General features: G+C 43.7%; 15 protein-coding genes. 5 read left to right on the forward strand and 10 right to left on the reverse strand.

Annotated features, from left to right (window positions below; translation table 11 throughout):
• Positions 1-34: 34 nt before the first annotated feature.
• The 4 genes from trmL to F9817_RS03370 form a co-directional block, all read right to left on the reverse strand.
• Positions 35-511, reverse strand: coding sequence for a tRNA (uridine(34)/cytosine(34)/5-carboxymethylaminomethyluridine(34)-2'-O)-methyltransferase TrmL (gene trmL / locus F9817_RS03355; RefSeq protein WP_161153551.1), 477 nt, complete (start codon positions 509-511; stop codon positions 35-37).
• Positions 512-662: 151 nt separating this feature from the next.
• Positions 663-1274 (reverse strand): superoxide dismutase, encoded by a 612-nt coding sequence (locus tag F9817_RS03360; protein WP_161153552.1) that lies wholly within the window; start codon positions 1272-1274, stop codon positions 663-665.
• 151 nt (positions 1275-1425) lie between these two features.
• Positions 1426-2811, reverse strand: a complete 1386-nt coding sequence (gene cpxA, locus F9817_RS03365; RefSeq protein ID WP_161153553.1) for an envelope stress sensor histidine kinase CpxA — start codon at positions 2809-2811, stop codon at positions 1426-1428.
• A complete protein-coding gene (locus F9817_RS03370; protein WP_161153554.1) occupies positions 2811-3497 on the reverse strand; it encodes a response regulator in 687 nt (228 codons plus the stop codon). The genes cpxA and F9817_RS03370 overlap by 1 nt, the downstream gene beginning before the upstream one ends.
• Positions 3498-3682: 185 nt before the next feature.
• Between F9817_RS03370 and F9817_RS03375 the strand changes: the two genes are divergently transcribed.
• From F9817_RS03375 to pfkA, 3 genes are all read left to right on the forward strand, one after another.
• Positions 3683-4207 (forward strand): CpxP family protein, encoded by a 525-nt coding sequence (locus tag F9817_RS03375; protein ID WP_161153555.1) that lies wholly within the window; start codon positions 3683-3685, stop codon positions 4205-4207.
• 147 nt (positions 4208-4354) lie between these two features.
• Positions 4355-5290: a CDF family cation-efflux transporter FieF gene (gene fieF / locus F9817_RS03380; protein ID WP_161153556.1), complete on the forward strand. Its 936-nt coding sequence runs from the start codon at positions 4355-4357 to the stop codon at positions 5288-5290.
• Between the two features lie 215 nt (positions 5291-5505).
• Positions 5506-6468, forward strand: a complete 963-nt coding sequence (gene pfkA, locus F9817_RS03385; RefSeq protein WP_161153557.1) for a 6-phosphofructokinase — start codon at positions 5506-5508, stop codon at positions 6466-6468.
• Between the two features lie 73 nt (positions 6469-6541).
• Here pfkA and glpX read toward each other — a convergent pair whose 3' ends face one another.
• Complete coding sequence (gene glpX, locus F9817_RS03390; protein ID WP_161153558.1) at positions 6542-7549, reverse strand: class II fructose-bisphosphatase; 1008 nt, start codon at positions 7547-7549, stop codon at positions 6542-6544.
• A gap of 421 nt (positions 7550-7970) precedes the next feature.
• Between glpX and zapB the strand changes: the two genes are divergently transcribed.
• Positions 7971-8213: a cell division protein ZapB gene (gene zapB, locus F9817_RS03395; protein ID WP_161153559.1), complete on the forward strand. Its 243-nt coding sequence runs from the start codon at positions 7971-7973 to the stop codon at positions 8211-8213.
• A gap of 103 nt (positions 8214-8316) precedes the next feature.
• On the opposite strand, the gene metF is transcribed toward zapB, so the two are convergent.
• The 3 genes from metF to F9817_RS03410 all read right to left on the reverse strand — a co-directional run bounded on the left by metF (position 8317) and on the right by F9817_RS03410 (position 13047).
• Complete coding sequence (metF, locus tag F9817_RS03400; RefSeq protein ID WP_161153560.1) at positions 8317-9210, reverse strand: methylenetetrahydrofolate reductase; 894 nt, start codon at positions 9208-9210, stop codon at positions 8317-8319.
• A 259-nt stretch (positions 9211-9469) separates the two neighbouring features.
• Positions 9470-11881, reverse strand: coding sequence for a bifunctional aspartate kinase/homoserine dehydrogenase II (locus tag F9817_RS03405; protein ID WP_161153561.1), 2412 nt, complete (start codon positions 11879-11881; stop codon positions 9470-9472).
• Complete coding sequence (locus F9817_RS03410) at positions 11881-13047, reverse strand: O-succinylhomoserine (thiol)-lyase (protein ID WP_161153562.1); 1167 nt, start codon at positions 13045-13047, stop codon at positions 11881-11883. The genes F9817_RS03405 and F9817_RS03410 overlap by 1 nt, the downstream gene beginning before the upstream one ends.
• A 223-nt stretch (positions 13048-13270) precedes the next feature.
• Between F9817_RS03410 and metJ the strand changes: the two genes are divergently transcribed.
• Entirely contained in the window at positions 13271-13588 is a 318-nt protein-coding gene (metJ, locus tag F9817_RS03415) for a met regulon transcriptional regulator MetJ (RefSeq protein WP_161153563.1), read from the forward strand.
• Positions 13589-13713: 125 nt separating this feature from the next.
• Here metJ and F9817_RS03420 read toward each other — a convergent pair whose 3' ends face one another.
• Both F9817_RS03420 and rpmE read right to left on the reverse strand, forming a co-directional pair.
• On the reverse strand, positions 13714-14991 hold the full coding sequence (locus tag F9817_RS03420; protein ID WP_161153564.1) for a malic enzyme-like NAD(P)-binding protein: 1278 nt from the start codon (positions 14989-14991) through the stop codon (positions 13714-13716).
• A gap of 349 nt (positions 14992-15340) precedes the next feature.
• On the reverse strand, positions 15341-15559 hold the full coding sequence (gene rpmE / locus F9817_RS03425; protein WP_161153565.1) for a 50S ribosomal protein L31: 219 nt from the start codon (positions 15557-15559) through the stop codon (positions 15341-15343).
• Positions 15560-15653: the final 94 nt, after the last annotated feature.

The raw sequence follows: 15653 nt of genomic DNA on the forward strand, positions 1-15653 counted from the left end.
GTTGCGTTGTGAGGAACTCGCTCAGAATGTTTGATTAGAGCCCGCCTTCGAACCCCATCTGACGCCATGCTTCATAAGCAATAATGGCGACTGAGTTAGATAAATTTAAACTGCGTGCATCAGGCATCATTGGAATACGAACGCGCTGTTCCATTGGTAAGCTGTCAATCACGTCTTTTGGTAAGCCACGTGTTTCTGGACCAAACATCAAAATGTCACCAGGTTGATACGCCGGTGTTGTGTGGTGTCCTGTGGTTTTTGTTGTACAGGCAAATAAACGGTAGTCGTCACGTTCTTTAGCCAGAAAGTCCAAAAAAGCTTGGTAGTTTTTATGACGAGTAACGCGCGTTAAATCATGATAATCCAAACCCGCTCGACGAACCTTTTTCTCTTCCAGATCGAATCCCAGTGGTTCAATCAGATGCAACGTAGCGCCGCAGTTAGCGCATAAACGGATGATATTACCAGTATTCGGGGCAATCTCTGGTTCATAGAGAGCAATTTCAAACATGATGGACTTCCTTTAAAAAACAGGTGGGAAAGTATACCTCTAAATCATTGGGATGCCACGGAAAGGCAAAGATAAAAAAGGCCACAGGTGAGCGACTGTGGCCGGAGTCTAGCATGCATGCGTGCAATGCGTAGTCATTTTTTATTGGCGATTAAGCGCTAAGTGCAGCTTGATAGTTTGCAGCAACAGCGTCCCAGTTCACCACGTTCCACCAAGCTTCAATGTATTCAGGGCGGCGGTTTTGGTAACTGATGTAATAAGCGTGTTCCCATACATCCAGTGCTAGGATTGGTTCACCTTTTACGGCAGCTAAATCCATCAGTGGATTGTCTTGGTTACTGGTGGAAGTAATGGCCAATTCACCGTCTTTTACGATGAGCCAAGCAAAGCCAGACCCAAATGTGGCAATAGCAGCTTGAGCAAATTCATCTTTGAATTTCTCGAAGCTACCAAATGTCTTTTCAATAGCAGTTGCTAAGTCACCTGTTGGCTCACCACCGCCATTTGGGCTCATGCTGTTCCAGTACAGTATGTGGTTGTAATACCCACCGCCATTATTACGTACAGCAGGGGAGAGTTCGGAAATCTTACCGAAAATATCTTCGATGGAAGTATTCTCATATTCCGTGTCTTTAACCGCGGAGATGAATTTATCGTAGTAAGTGCGGTGGTGCTTACTGTAGTGGACTTCCATGGTCTTAGCATCGATGTAAGGTTCTAATGCATCGTAAGCATAAGGTAATTCTGGGAATGTATGAGACATGATGTATCCTCCTTTTGAATTATTACATCGTATTGCTAATCATTCTCATTATCAACTTGATCTTTGTGTGGTTTTTATACTTTTTGCGCAATACAGAAAAAAGCCCTCGAGTACTCATGAGTATCGAGGGCTTGGTGTTGGCGGTATGAAGTTACATAACAGGTAGAGTAAAGGTCACTAATAATCCACCGAGTTTGCTACGTGATGCTGAGATCGTTCCACTATGTTGCCGGATGGCACTTTCAGTGATCGCTAATCCTAGCCCTGTACCTCCACTGTCTCTATCGCGTGCAGTCGATACTCGATAGAAAGGACGAAAGATTTGGCTGAGCTCGCTATCTGGGACTCCGGCTCCATTATCTTCAACGGTTACCGTGAGTTGACCATCTTGTGTTTTAAACGTTACTTTAATGACGTTATTACCGTATTTGATCGCGTTACGAACGATATTTTCCAATGCGCTCATCAACAGGTTTGGACTGCCAGAAATAGAGACATTTGGAATATCATTAAATTGCAGTGATTTGTTGAGTTGCTCTGCTTCAAACTGTGCATCACTTAAAATTTCTTCCCACAAACTGCTCAATGGCTGTATTTCTCGGCTCATATGGCTGTCGGTTTGCATGCGCGATAGTTCCAGCAGTTCCCCAATCATCTGCTCAAGGCGTTGAGTTTCGGTATCAATTCGCTCCAGTTCTGCACTTTGTCCTTGTTTGCGCACTGCTAAACTGGTTGCCATACGCAAACGAGTTAAAGGTGAACGTAACTCATGAGAAATATCAGACAAAAGCCGTTGTTGTCCTGAAATCATTGAATTGACGGCTTCCACCATCTGATTAAAGCTTTGTCCAGCCGAGCGAAACTCTGAAGTGCCTTTTTCTAGTGAAGGGTCGACGATAAAGTTACCTTGAGCGACTCGGTTTGCTGCTTGAGCAAAACGTTGCGCAGGCTTACTCAAGGCCCATGCGAGCCAAAGTAAGCATGGCGTACTAAGTAAAATAATGAATAGCAGCAGTTGGATAGGGTGATCCAATAGGCGCATTAAAAATGGAGGTGGCCCTTGCCAATCGAAGCCAAAATAAAGTAATAAACGCTGTTTGGCTAATACAATAGGAACAGGACCCGCAATTTGATAATGGCCATATGCACGTTGGGTCGGCTTAGCGTCAAAATCGATACTGGAAGTAAAGTTTTTTAATGCGCGATATTTTGCTTTAGGACGAATATCCTGAGAGATAATTTTGCCTTCAAGCGTTGTGATATAAAAATCGGGTCGATGCTTATCACCAGGGGTGCGGCGCGCATCGATACGCTTGAGGCGACTGAGTATATGGTTTAGGTCGTTTTCATTCACAAAACGTCCCATCAACATATCGCGGCTATCTGTCATATGTTGATGCATTTCTGGTGGAATATTGCGGCTCTTACGTGGATCCATGTTCGGAACCGCTAGTACACCAACTACCACAATAACCAATGTCAGCCAAAAAATAGCGAAGATACGACCATATAGGCTATTCAATTTTGGCAGGAACATTAATCCTCCAATACCATCAGATAACCGCGTCCGCGTAGTGTTTTAATGCGTGATTTTCCATCGGGACGTTCAGGCAATTTCTTACGTAGGTTAGAGACATGCATATCAATTGCCCGGTCAAATGCAGCAAGGTGTTTGCCTAGCACATCTAAACTTAATGATTCTTTAGTCAATGGAAGCCCCGGGTTTTGGGCAAAATGACTGAGGAGTGAAAACTCAGTTGTTGTGAGATCTAAGAGCTCACCTTGACAGTATGCTTCTTGTTTTCCTGGATATATCTGAATGTCTTGGCACTCAATCATGTCTGGCGACTTTGCTTGATGTTGCGGTTGAGTTCGACGCAAAATAGCACGAATGCGAGCCAACAACTCACGATCACTAAATGGTTTGGGTAGGTAGTCGTCGGCACCTAACTCTAAACCGACAACACGATCGATTTCTTCACCTTTTGCCGTCAGCATCAATACTGGGGTTGACCAGCGTTCCCTTAGTTTTTTCAGGGTTTCCATACCATTTAATTTAGGCATCATGACATCAAGTAAGATCAGATCAATGTGATCAGATACTGCACTTAATCCTGCTTCACCATCATTGGCTTCTGAGACGTCAAATCCTTCATAAGTTAACACTTCTTTCAGTAACCCAGTTAATTCAACATCGTCATCAATAACTAAAATGTGTGGCATAGATTTCTCACTCAACTAGATATTTGTTCAGGCTATATTACAGCGGCTTTTGGAGAATTGATTATCAAGAATATCACTATTTACGATGTTTTACTCATGCTATACGTCGTTTGACCGAGCAGATCTTATGCTTATTTCGAAGGCTGAGATTCAGCTATCCAGATCCAAAGTAGAAGGATAAATCGATGAGTAAAGCTAAGAAACTGTTCCTAACTGCTGTTATGTTACCACTAACGCTAGCCGCCAGTGGTGCCTATGCTGCAGGAGGCCCTAATGGACCGATGCAAAACCGTGGCCCAGACGATAACTGTGGTCCGGGCGCAGAACAAAGTATTCTTCGCCAACTGAATCTAACTGATCATCAGAAAAAAGAATTAAGAGAGCAGCATCGCAAGCAAGAAAAGGCGATGCGTGCAGAAATGAAATCGATTCACGAGCAAGAACAAGCTATCGTGTTAGCAAAAGATTTCGATCAGGCGAAAGCAACAAAATTGGCTCAAGAGATGGTTAACCTACAGGTTCAACGTCATGTCGGTATGTTAAAACAGCGCCATGATATGTTGTCGGTATTAACTAAAGAGCAAAAGGCACAATTTGAGTTATTGAAAAAATATCAAATGTCACAATGCATGAAAGGGCATCATCGTCCTGGAATGAAAGGGGACCATGGTCCTCGTGGTGACAAGATGCCAATGCCTGAGCAGCCTTAATTCATTATCACACTCGCAAAGCAGCCGAAAGGGCTGCTTTTTTTATCTCTGCATTTTGGAATCTAAATCAGTCCATAGTGAGGGGAATTCGAACAAAACCAATGTCTTTAGGTATACTTTAACTACGACTTTACTGGGATGATTGGAATGAAAAAAGAATATGCTCGGTTAGTGACGACCGCAGCTTGGATGGCCACTGGTGTAGCAAGCTTACTGTTGATTGTTAAACTTGCCATCTGGTGGATGACGGGGTCTGTGAGTTTATTGGCTTCTTTAATCGATTCAATGATTGATATTGCAGCTTCTATCGTTAATTTAATCGTGGTTAGGTATTCCCTACAGCCTGCCGATAAGGAGCACACATTTGGTCATGGAAAGGCGGAATCATTAGCCGCATTGGCTCAAGCGATGTTTATTTCTGGTTCAGCGGTCTTTCTGATTTTAAATGGTATTGACCGATTTTTCAGACCTATGGCTTTAAAGTCACCTGAGCTAGGGGTTTATGTCAGTTTATTTGCCATTGTTATGACGTTGGGCTTGGTCATGTTTCAGCGCTACGTTGTGAATAAAACGGGCAGTCAAGCGATTGCTGCTGACTCACTGCATTATCAAACTGATTTATATATGAATGTTGCGATCATGGTAGCATTAGGATTGAGCTGGTTTGGCTTTGCGCAAGCCGATGCAGTATTTGCAATAGGCATTGGTATCTATATTTTGTATAGCGCAGTAAGAATGGCGCAACACGCAACGCAAACCTTACTCGATCGCGCTCTACCTGAAGAGGATAATCATCGTATTGTTGATATCGCTAAATCGGTTGATGGTGTATTAGGTATCCACCAATTGCGTACACGTATTTCTGGCCCGACTCGCTTTATTCAACTGCATATTGAGTTGGAAGATAAGATGCCACTTATTGATGCTCACCATGTCTCTGATACAGTAGAAGCGAAGTTACGTAAGGCGTTTCCTAATTCGGATGTGTTAATTCACCAAGATCCTTATTCGGTGATTTTTGGTCCAGAACGGAAACAAAAGATGCAAGATTGGTACGATTCATCGGCAGCGTCAGACGCATAATTTGCGACTATTCTGATGTGTGTCAACGTTGAAAAACTCAGACAATGGCATACTTCAAGCCGATGAGAAAGCTACCAAAATATGAAATAACGGTAGTATTCCTGCATAAGACAGGTAACATAATATCTACAATAAAAAGATTTGTTTATGTGGTTAGCGATAATCATATGACGTTAAAAATTGATTAATGAGTTCCCAAAATATAGAGGGTGAGCATGATTAAAAAGATCGGGGTATTGACCAGCGGCGGTGACGCACCTGGCATGAACGCTGCTATTCGCGGCGTAGTTCGTACTGCACTTGGTGCAGATCTAGAAGTATATGGTGTCTACGACGGCTACTTAGGCCTTTATCAAGACCGCATTGAAAAACTAGAACGTTCAAGCGTGTCTGATGTAATTAACCGCGGCGGTACGTTCTTAGGATCTGCTCGCTTCCCTGAGTTCAAGGAAGAAGCAGTTCGTGCAAAAGCTATCGAAAACCTGAAAAAGCATGGTATTGATGCGCTTGTGGTTATCGGCGGTGACGGTTCGTACATGGGGGCGAAGAAGCTAACTGAGATGGGTTACCCATGTATCGGTTTACCAGGTACTATCGATAACGATATCGCAGGGACTGATTATACAATCGGTTACTTCACTGCTTTAAATACAGTCATCGAAGCAATTGACCGTCTTCGTGATACATCTTCTTCACACCAACGTATTTCTATTGTTGAAATCATGGGTCGCCACTGTGGTGATTTGACTCTAATGTCAGCGGTTGCTGGTGGTTGTGAATACATTATTTCTCCTGAAACAGGTTTAGACAAAGAGCTACTGATTTCTAACCTGCAAGATGGCATCAAGAAAGGTAAAAAGCACGCTATTATCGCTCTAACAGAGCTGATGATGGATGCTAATGTATTAGCAAAAGAAATCGAAGCTGCGACAGGTCGTGAAACTCGTGCAACCGTGCTAGGTCACATCCAACGTGGTGGTTGCCCATCAGCATTTGACCGTGTTCTTGCATCACGCATGGGTAACTATGCGGTTCACCTTCTGCTTGAAGGTCACGGTGGTCGTTGTGTCGGTATTCAGAAAGAAGAATTGGTACACCACGATATCATTGATGCGATTGAAAACATGCGTCGCCCAGTACGTAAAGACCTCTACAAAGTGGCTGAAGAGTTGTTCTAACATTTGCGTTGTTGAGACGAAAAAAGACCGCTTAGATAGCGGTCTTTTTTGTTGGTATCGAAATACGCTGAGACTACAGAATGATTTCGCGTACGTCAGGATCTTTGCGTTCTAGGTAATGAATCGATTTAACGCGACGAATAGTACGGCAACGGCCACGAATAATGAGAGTTTCAGTGGTCGCAATATTACCTTTACGTGTGATGCCTTCGAGCAGATCGCCTTTAGTGATGCCAGTCGCAGAGAAAATAACGTTATCGCTACGCACCATCTCTTCTAGCTTAAGTACAGTGTTTGCTTTTACGCCCATTTCTTCACAGCGTTTCAGTTCTTTAGCTCCCCAGATACGGTTATCTTCGGTTTCACCTTTCACTTCATGACGAGGAAGTAGGCGGCCTTGCATGTCACCATCCAGAGCCCGAATAACCGCCGCTGATACGACACCTTCAGGAGCGCCACCGATGCAGTACATCATGTCAACTTCACTGTCTGGCATGCAGGTTAAAATTGAAGCGGCTACGTCACCATCTGGCACAGCAAAGACGCGAACTCCCATTTTTTGCATTTCAGCAATAACGCCATCATGGCGAGGTTTAGCTAAAGTAATCACTACCAGCTCAGAAAGTGGTTTACCGAGTGCTTGAGCAACGTTGGTCAAGTTTTCTGCTAGGGGTTTATTAAGATCGATGCAGCCTTTGGCCTCAGGACCGACGACTAACTTTTCCATGTACATATCAGGCGCTTTTAGAAAGCTGCCTTTTTCGCCGGCTGCAAGCACTGCAAGAGCATTCGATTGACCCATCGCGGTCATACGGGTGCCTTCGATTGGATCTACAGCAATATCGACTGCATCACCACCAACGCCGACTTGTTCGCCAATAAATAACATAGGTGCTTCGTCGATTTCACCTTCGCCAATTACGATTTCACCCGCAATTTCAGTTTTATTGAGCAAGGTGCGCATTACTTCAACTGCGGCACCATCTGCTGCGTTTTTATCTCCACGGCCAAGCCATTTGTACCCTGCTAAAGCGGCACCTTCAGTGACTCGAGAAAAAGCCATTGCCAATTCGCGTTTCATCTTTACTCCAAACCAAATAAACGGGATTTTTTAATACCTAAGTAACCTAACGGAGACGGCGATGAATGATCGTCGGTGGTGGTGTAAAGGGGAAGATGGCATCGAACCCTTAACCGCTAAGTTACTTAGGTAACGAGAACGAATTTTATCATATTAATACGAGAACGGTTGCAGTTTGCATTCCTGTTGCTTTGCACTTGATCAAAACTGCGGTGGAAATTAGGGTAATGGATGAAAAATGAACGACTTAAACTCGGCGAAAAGCCAGTTAGGTAAGCATAATGTCAATTTACGCCTTATTTTTAACCGAATAGCGCAAAATCTCGAATATAGTGAGTGTTTATCGGCGATTGGCTGAGTAGAATGGGGGCATTAGGTGACCACCTGAGTCGCCCCAACCGATTCAATAAAGGGTAAGAACATGTCTTTTGAAGTACTAGAGCAACTTGAAGCGAAAATCCAAACCGCAGTTGATACTATCGCACTGCAACAAATGGAATTAGATGAGCTAAAAGAAGAAAAACAACAACTTCTAAATCAAACAGAAGAAAAGAATGCGCGCATTGAAGAACTAGAACGCCAAGCTCAACAAGTGAAACAAGAACATGAAGCATGGCAAGAACGTATTCGTAGCCTGCTTGGTAAAATGGAAGACGTAGAATAATCGTCTTTTATTGATACTTGATCACCTAATTGGTGTTGGGTAAGAACCAAAAATAAAACCGCTGGCATTATAGCTAGCGGTTTTATTTTATCGAATGTTGACGTTAAGCAGCTGGAGTAGGGCGAATGCCTAGGGTGTGGCATAACGCGTAAGTCATTTCTGCACGGTTGAGTGTATAGAAATGGAAATCTTTTACGCCTTCACGCGATAAAATGCGGATCATATCAATGGCCTGACTTGCCCCTACTAATTGACGAGTCACTGGATCGTCATCTAACCCTTCAAATTGTTTTGCCATCCAACTTGGTATTTTGACGTGGTTTTGCGCTGCAAAGCGTGAAGCTTGTTTGAAGTTAGTGACGGGCAAAATACCCGGAACAATTTCTACATCAATCCCTGCTGTGACGCAGCGGTCGCGAAAGCGTAAGTAGCTTTCCACATCAAAGAAAAACTGGGTAATCGCGCGGTTAGCTCCTACTTCTACTTTACGGCGCAGATTAAGTAAATCGGCTTGGGCGCTTTTTGCTTCAGGATGAACCTCTGGAAAAGCGGCGACTGAAATATCAAAATCGTGACGAGATTTCAGCAGTTCGACGAGATCTGATGCATACATGTCAGGCTGCCCTGCACCTTCAGGAATATCGCCTCGTAAAGCCACAATATTGCGAATATCATTGTTCCAATAGTCGTCAGCAATCTTAATCAGCTCTTCACGAGTAGCATCAATACAGGTTAAATGAGGGGCTGATACTAAACCGGTCTTGTCTTTAATTTCTTTAATAATCGAGTGAGTACGATCACGCTCGCCAGAGTTAGCACCATAGGTAACGGAAACAAAACTTGGGTTCAACGTTTTTAGGCGGTGAACTGAATTCCAGAGGGTTTCTTCCATTTTTTCGCTGCTTGGTGGAAAAAACTCAAATGACACATTGATGTCCGATAGTTCGGCGATGTTTTGGTTTAAAGCATCAATATGACTAGCGTGTGTGTATCCCATTCTCTTCTCCTGCGAGCAGTCGCCAACGTGGACGGCCAACGAATCTTATTTTTGACGTTTAGACGTCTATATGTCCAAATAATGTGTTGAACTGGCTACAATGTCAACAATATTAACTTGAATATAATTCATATAACGAATGAATTCTCATCAAGTGGCCATGTTTTTAGTGTGGTTAATTTGGCATTGTAAATGAAATTAATGAGATAGCTGTAGTGGGGGAGCAAAAAATTAACCCGCCAGATGGCGGGTTATGACATTAAAGGAAACTTGCAAGTAAGTTTAAATCGGATTGGATAGCTCCAGCGGTCACTTCTCGGCCGGCTCCAGGGCCGCGAATAACCAATGGGTTATCTCGATACCACTTACTTTCAATCGCGAAGATATTGTCGCAAGGTAGTAAGTTGGCAAGAGGATGTTCTCGTTCTAGAGCTTCTACACCTACAGTGGCAATACCATTCTTTTCTAAACGTGCCACATAACGCAGTACTTTGTCTTCTTCTTGGGCTTTTTCTAGGCGTTCTGCGAGCGATGTATTAAGTAATTCACTCTGATCTAAAAATTCATCCAGTGGCAGTTTAGTCAGTTCATCGGGCACCAAAGATTCTACTTTGACGTTTTCAGGCTCGATATCAAGACCCGATTCACGAGCTAGAATCACCAATTTTCGCATCACATCTGAACCATCAAGGTCATTGCGTGGATCGGGTTCGGTTAGACCCTGTTGCCATGCTAACTCGACTAATTCGCTAAAGGGTACGCTGCCGTCGTATTGTTGGAATAACCACGATAAGGTTCCTGAGAAGATACCGGATAACGCCATAATTTCATCACCACTTTCGCGTAAATCACGAAGCGTATGATTGATAGGTAATCCAGCACCCACAGTGGCATTGTATAGCCAATGACGGCTAATTTTAGAGAACGCATCTTTGACTTGATTGTAATATTCGCTTGGAGCGGAGCCAGCAACTTTATTAGCGGTAATGAGGTGCATACCTTGCTCTGCAAATTGTAGATATTGCTGGGCAAGTTGCTCGCTGGCGGTTACATCGAGAATAATAACGTCGTCGTAACCTTCAATATTACCTAAGCGTTCTATCCACTCTTGGCCATCATTCGGTTGGGCTTCACTTGGATCGATCGTCAGAACTTTTTGGGCATCAAAACCTTCAGGATTGAAAAGGTAGTTTTGACTATCGACTACCGCAACTAAGTCAAACGACATGCCACGGCGACGCTCTAACTCTTCTTTTTGTTGAGCGAAAAGTTTTAACCAGCTCGACCCGATATTACCTTTGCCACACAATGCTAAGGCTACCCGTTTTTGGGCTTGGAAAAGCTGTGTGTGAATATCATTGACGAGAGGTTCGATTTCAGTTTGGCGCATCACTGCAACCAGACTTAACCCTGATTCTGTCGCAGAGATGAACTCTATCGGACAGTTTTTGGTTTGCTGATAGAAGCCAAAACAGTGGTGAGCGTTATTGGTTACTCCAGCACCGACCGCTGCCACTAAACAGAAGCCTTCTTTCAATTTAATTTCCGCTTCAGTGGCTGAATCTTGTAGATAATCCAACGCGCCAGAAGCTATTTCAGCGGTATACGCTAAGCGCAGTAAGTATTGGTCTGCTTGTGTTTCAAACGCTAATGGCTCTAATTGAACGCGCTTGAGACGTTCCAAAATGCCGGTTTTCATCCGCTCAAAATCATGGTTTTGACCAAATGAGAGCTCAATAAGCAGCACATCATCTAATGAGGTGATGATTTTGGCGCCGCGACCAGAAGCAAGAACTCGTTCAATGCGAGTTGAACCTGATTCTGGGCGGTAACTACAACGTAGAGCTAAATCCATTGTACTTTGTGCTACAGGCTGTAGCGTGCGGCTATGCAACACTGGCGCAGCTAAACGGGCCAACTCATTGGCTTCATCTAAGCGAAGTAATGGGAGTAGGCAAGCATCGTTAACTAAACGGGGATCTGCGCTAAATACCCCAGCAACATCACTCCAAATAGTCACTTTACTGACATCCGCAAGAGCGCCAATGATTGTGGCAGAATAGTCAGAGCCATTACGGCCCAATAGCACAGTTTCACCCGCACTATTTTGTGCCATAAAGCCAGTAATAATGACGCGTTGATTACTATATTGCGCTAAAATACTGTGTAACAGTGGATAAGATGCCGCGCGATCAATTTCTGGTTGTGTGCCCGCTTCGGCACGCAAGAAATGTCGTGCGTCTTCGGCGACAGCAGCGAGACCTTCTTGATTTAATAAGGCGGTTAATAGGCGAACTGACCAGCGTTCACCATGTCCGAGAACAGCAGCTCGTTGCGCAGTGGTAAGTGGTGCTGTGAGTTCGCCTAAAGCGCTACATTCTGCACTAAGTTCAGTTTGTAGATGGTCCGCTTGTTCACCTTCAAGTAAACCGTCAATTAATTCCGATTGATACTGACGAAGCGACTGTAAAGTTTCATGTGCTAACCGACCATCTTTATTGAGGGCATCGACAAACGTGATAAGACGGTTAGTGGTTTTCCCTGCCGCAGAGACAACGATTAAATCGTTGTCTTGTGAATATTCCTTCAAAATATGAGCAACACGCTGATAGCATTCAGCGTCTGCTAGGCTACTACCACCAAATTTATGCAACTGGCGTTGGGTAGTCATTAACGGATCTCCTTGGCCTTATTGAAGGCTTGGTCTAAATCGGCGATCAAATCTTCTGGATCTTCCAAACCGACTGATACACGCAGTAATAAGATTGAAACCCCAGCCTCTGCCAATGCTTTTTCACCCATAGCACGGTGAGTCATTGTCGCCGGGTGGCAAATTAAACTTTCAACACCGCCAAGCGATTCAGCGAGAGAGAACAATTCTAATGAACTTACAAATAGTTTTAATTGTTCGTAAGAGCCATTGACTTCAAAGCTTAGCATTGAGCCAAAACCGGACTGTTGTTTTTTCGCAATATCATGTCCTGGGTGATTTGGCAGGCTAGGGTGATAAACCACTTTTACTAGCTCTTGTTTAAGCAAGTAATTCAAAATTTGTTGAGAGCTTTCTTCGTGCTGACGCATACGAGCCGGCAGAGTACGCAGACCGCGTAGTGTCATATAACTATCAAACGGTGTACCAGTTGCGCCGATACAGTTACCCCACCAAGCAATTTTTTCTGCATGCTCGGCATCTTTACTGATCACGACACCGCCAATAACATCGGAGTGACCGTTAATGTATTTAGTAGTTGAATGGATAACGAAGTCAGCACCGAGCGTTAGAGGCTTTTGGTACACAGGTGTCAAAAAGGTATTGTCGACAGCGACAAGGGCACCAATTTGTTTTGCTTGCTGGCACACTTTTTCGATATCAATCACACGAACCAGTGGGTTAGATGGGGTTTCTAGTAGAATCAATTTTGGCTTTTGCGCTAATGCGTCGGCAAACGCTTTTTCATCTGATTGATCAACAAACAGTACTTTAAAATCGCCTTTTTGCGCACGAGTATTGAATAAGCGGTAAGTACCACCATAACAGTCGTGTGGAGCGATGATGATATCATCAGGACCGATAAACGCAGAAACCCAAAGGTTTAGAGCTGAAGTACCGCAGTTGGTAATCGTCGCGCCTACACCACATTCGAGTTTTGAGAGTGCTTCTTCCAATAAGTTACGGTTTGGGTTACCTGAGCGGGTATAGTCATAGTTTGGCACTTCGCCAAACGCAGGAAAGCCGTAGTTAGTGGATAGATAAATGGGTGGAACAACAGCGTGATACTGGGTATCGGATTCAATACCAGTACGAACCGCCACGGTAGCGGGTTTGCGAGTGGTCATAAGTGTTTCCTTTCCTGTGTGACTCTATGTTTGTTGCGTTTATCATATCTGACGATCTAAACCACAGATAACGATATATGATGCATAGCCTCACACTTTACTGTTGAAAAAAGAAGACGTCAACACTTCTAGACGTCTATATGTCTTTGCTTATGGCAGTAAATCCCGCTAAAATTGGGGTCTTTAATATTCATTAGTGAAATTAGTTTAACGAAGGTGCGCAATGGCAGACTGGAACGGCGATTATATTAGCCCTTATGCAGAACATGGTAAGAAGAGTGAACAAGTAAAAAAAATTACCGTATCTATTCCTCTTAAAGTACTTAAAGTGTTGACTGATGAGCGTACTCGCCGCCAAATCAATAATTTACGTCATGCTACTAACAGTGAACTTCTGTGTGAAGCGTTTTTGCATGCGTACACTGGTCAGCCTTTGCCGACCGATGAAGATTTGCGAAAAGATCGCCCAGATGACATTCCTGTTGAAGCCAAAGAGCTAATGACTGCAATGGGCATCGAATTTGAATCATTTGATGACTAAGTCGTATTACTATTGTTAATGACGTTTGCACATTCGCGTCATTAAAAGTAAAAAGCCCCCAACCAAGGTTGGGGGCTTTTGCATTTAGGGATAAGCATTACTCAATATTGCTTATTAGTCAGACCTTAGTCTTCCATGTAACCTGCTGGTAGCTCGATACGAGCAACACCTGAGTCTACTGCAGCTTGAGCCACTGCGCGAGCAACACGAGGAAGTAGGCGTGCATCCATTGGTTTTGGAATGATGTAATCAGGACCAAAGCTCAGTGATTCAACACCCGCTGCTTTTAGTACGTTTGCAGGAACGTCTTCTTTTGCTAATGAGCGAATTGCTTCAACCGCAGCCAATTTCATTTCAATGTTGATTTCTCTCGCGCGAACATCTAGAGCGCCGCGGAAAATAAATGGGAAACATAATACGTTGTTAACCTGGTTAGGGTAGTCACTACGACCTGTGCCCATAATCATGTCTGGACGAGCTGTTTGAGCTAATTCAGGTTTGATTTCTGGATCTGGGTTAGAACATGCAAAGATAACTGGTTTATCAGCCATCAGCTTGATCTGTTCTTCTGTAAGCAGGTTAGGACCTGATACACCAAGGAATAGATCCGCACCTTCAATAACATCAGTCAGAGTGCGTTTGTCTGTGTTGCTCGCAAAGCGCTGTTTGTGTTCATTGATGTCGCTACGACGAGTATGAATTACACCTTTACGGTCTAACATGTAGATTTTTTCACGCATTGCACCGCATTGGATAAGCAATTCCATACATGCAACCGCTGCAGCACCAGCGCCAAGACAAACGATGGTACATTCTTCAAGTTTTTTACCTTGAAGTTCGATAGCGTTCAGCATACCTGCTGCGGTTACGATTGCTGTACCGTGTTGGTCATCGTGGAATACTGGCACATCACAACGTTCAATCAAGCGACGTTCGATTTCGAAACAATCAGGTGCTTTAATGTCTTCTAGGTTGATGCCGCCGAATGTATCCGCAATGTTAGCAACCGTATCAACGAACTCGTCGATAGTGCGGTGTTTTACTTCGATGTCGATAGAGTCGATACCAGCAAAGCGTTTGAATAGTAGCGCCTTACCTTCCATTACTGGTTTAGAGGCAAGCGGACCTAAGTTACCTAGGCCTAGGATTGCGGTACCGTTTGAGATAACGGCAACGGTGTTACCTTTACCTGTGTATTTGTAAACGTTTTCTACGTTTTGCGCGATTTCACGCACTGGCTCTGCAACACCTGGGCTATAAGCTAGAGATAAGTCTTCAGCAGAGTCCGCAGGTTTAGTCAAAGAGATCGCAATTTTACCTGGAGTTGGTATTGCGTGGTAATCAAGGGCTTTTTGGCGAAACTGTTCTTCTGCAGTCAGTTCCTGTTGATTGTCATTGGACATAGCTGTTCTCTGTTATTGTTTGTAGAAAAGCCGACCATTCTAAAGCAGTAATTTGACGCTGCATAGCGGCAAAATGACTACTTTTTCGCAGAAAATAGAGAGATAAGACCAGATAAAATAAGGCAAAGGTTTGCGCGAAAGGAGGAAAGTTCTTTTTTATAATTTCTTCTTATATCAGGTTATAAAAAGTTAGATGATTTATATCGCTAGCAATAAGCCGATTCCCAGCCGGTGTGGGCCTGATTTGTGTTTGTTGATGGCGCTCTGAATCTTGAGGTTATGTGGGGGGATATAAACAAAAAGGACGCTAAAAGCGCCCTTTTCTAATTCGTTCAATATCTGAAAGCAATTATTTTTTGCTAGATAGAGTACCGAAACGTTTGTTGAAGCGATCAACACGACCACCGGTATCAACGATACGTTGTTTACCAGAGTAGAATGGGTGACATTTGTCACAAACGTCTAGATGAAGAGTGTCTTTGTCTAGAGTTGATTTGAAAACGAAAGTGTTGCCGCAAGAACAGTTTGCAGTTACTTCTTTGTATTCTGGGTGGATACCAGTTTTCATGGGATAACCTCAAATTAGGCCGTGTCGCTATCCAAATCGATGTTGGACACCACACGTATTGTTAATGATAAAGTGCAAAATAACTGCTATTAGT

Origin of the sequence: Vibrio eleionomae (assembly GCF_009874545.1) — a bacterium.
In the GTDB taxonomy this organism is placed as follows: Bacteria; Pseudomonadota; Gammaproteobacteria; order Enterobacterales; family Vibrionaceae; genus Vibrio; species Vibrio nitrifigilis.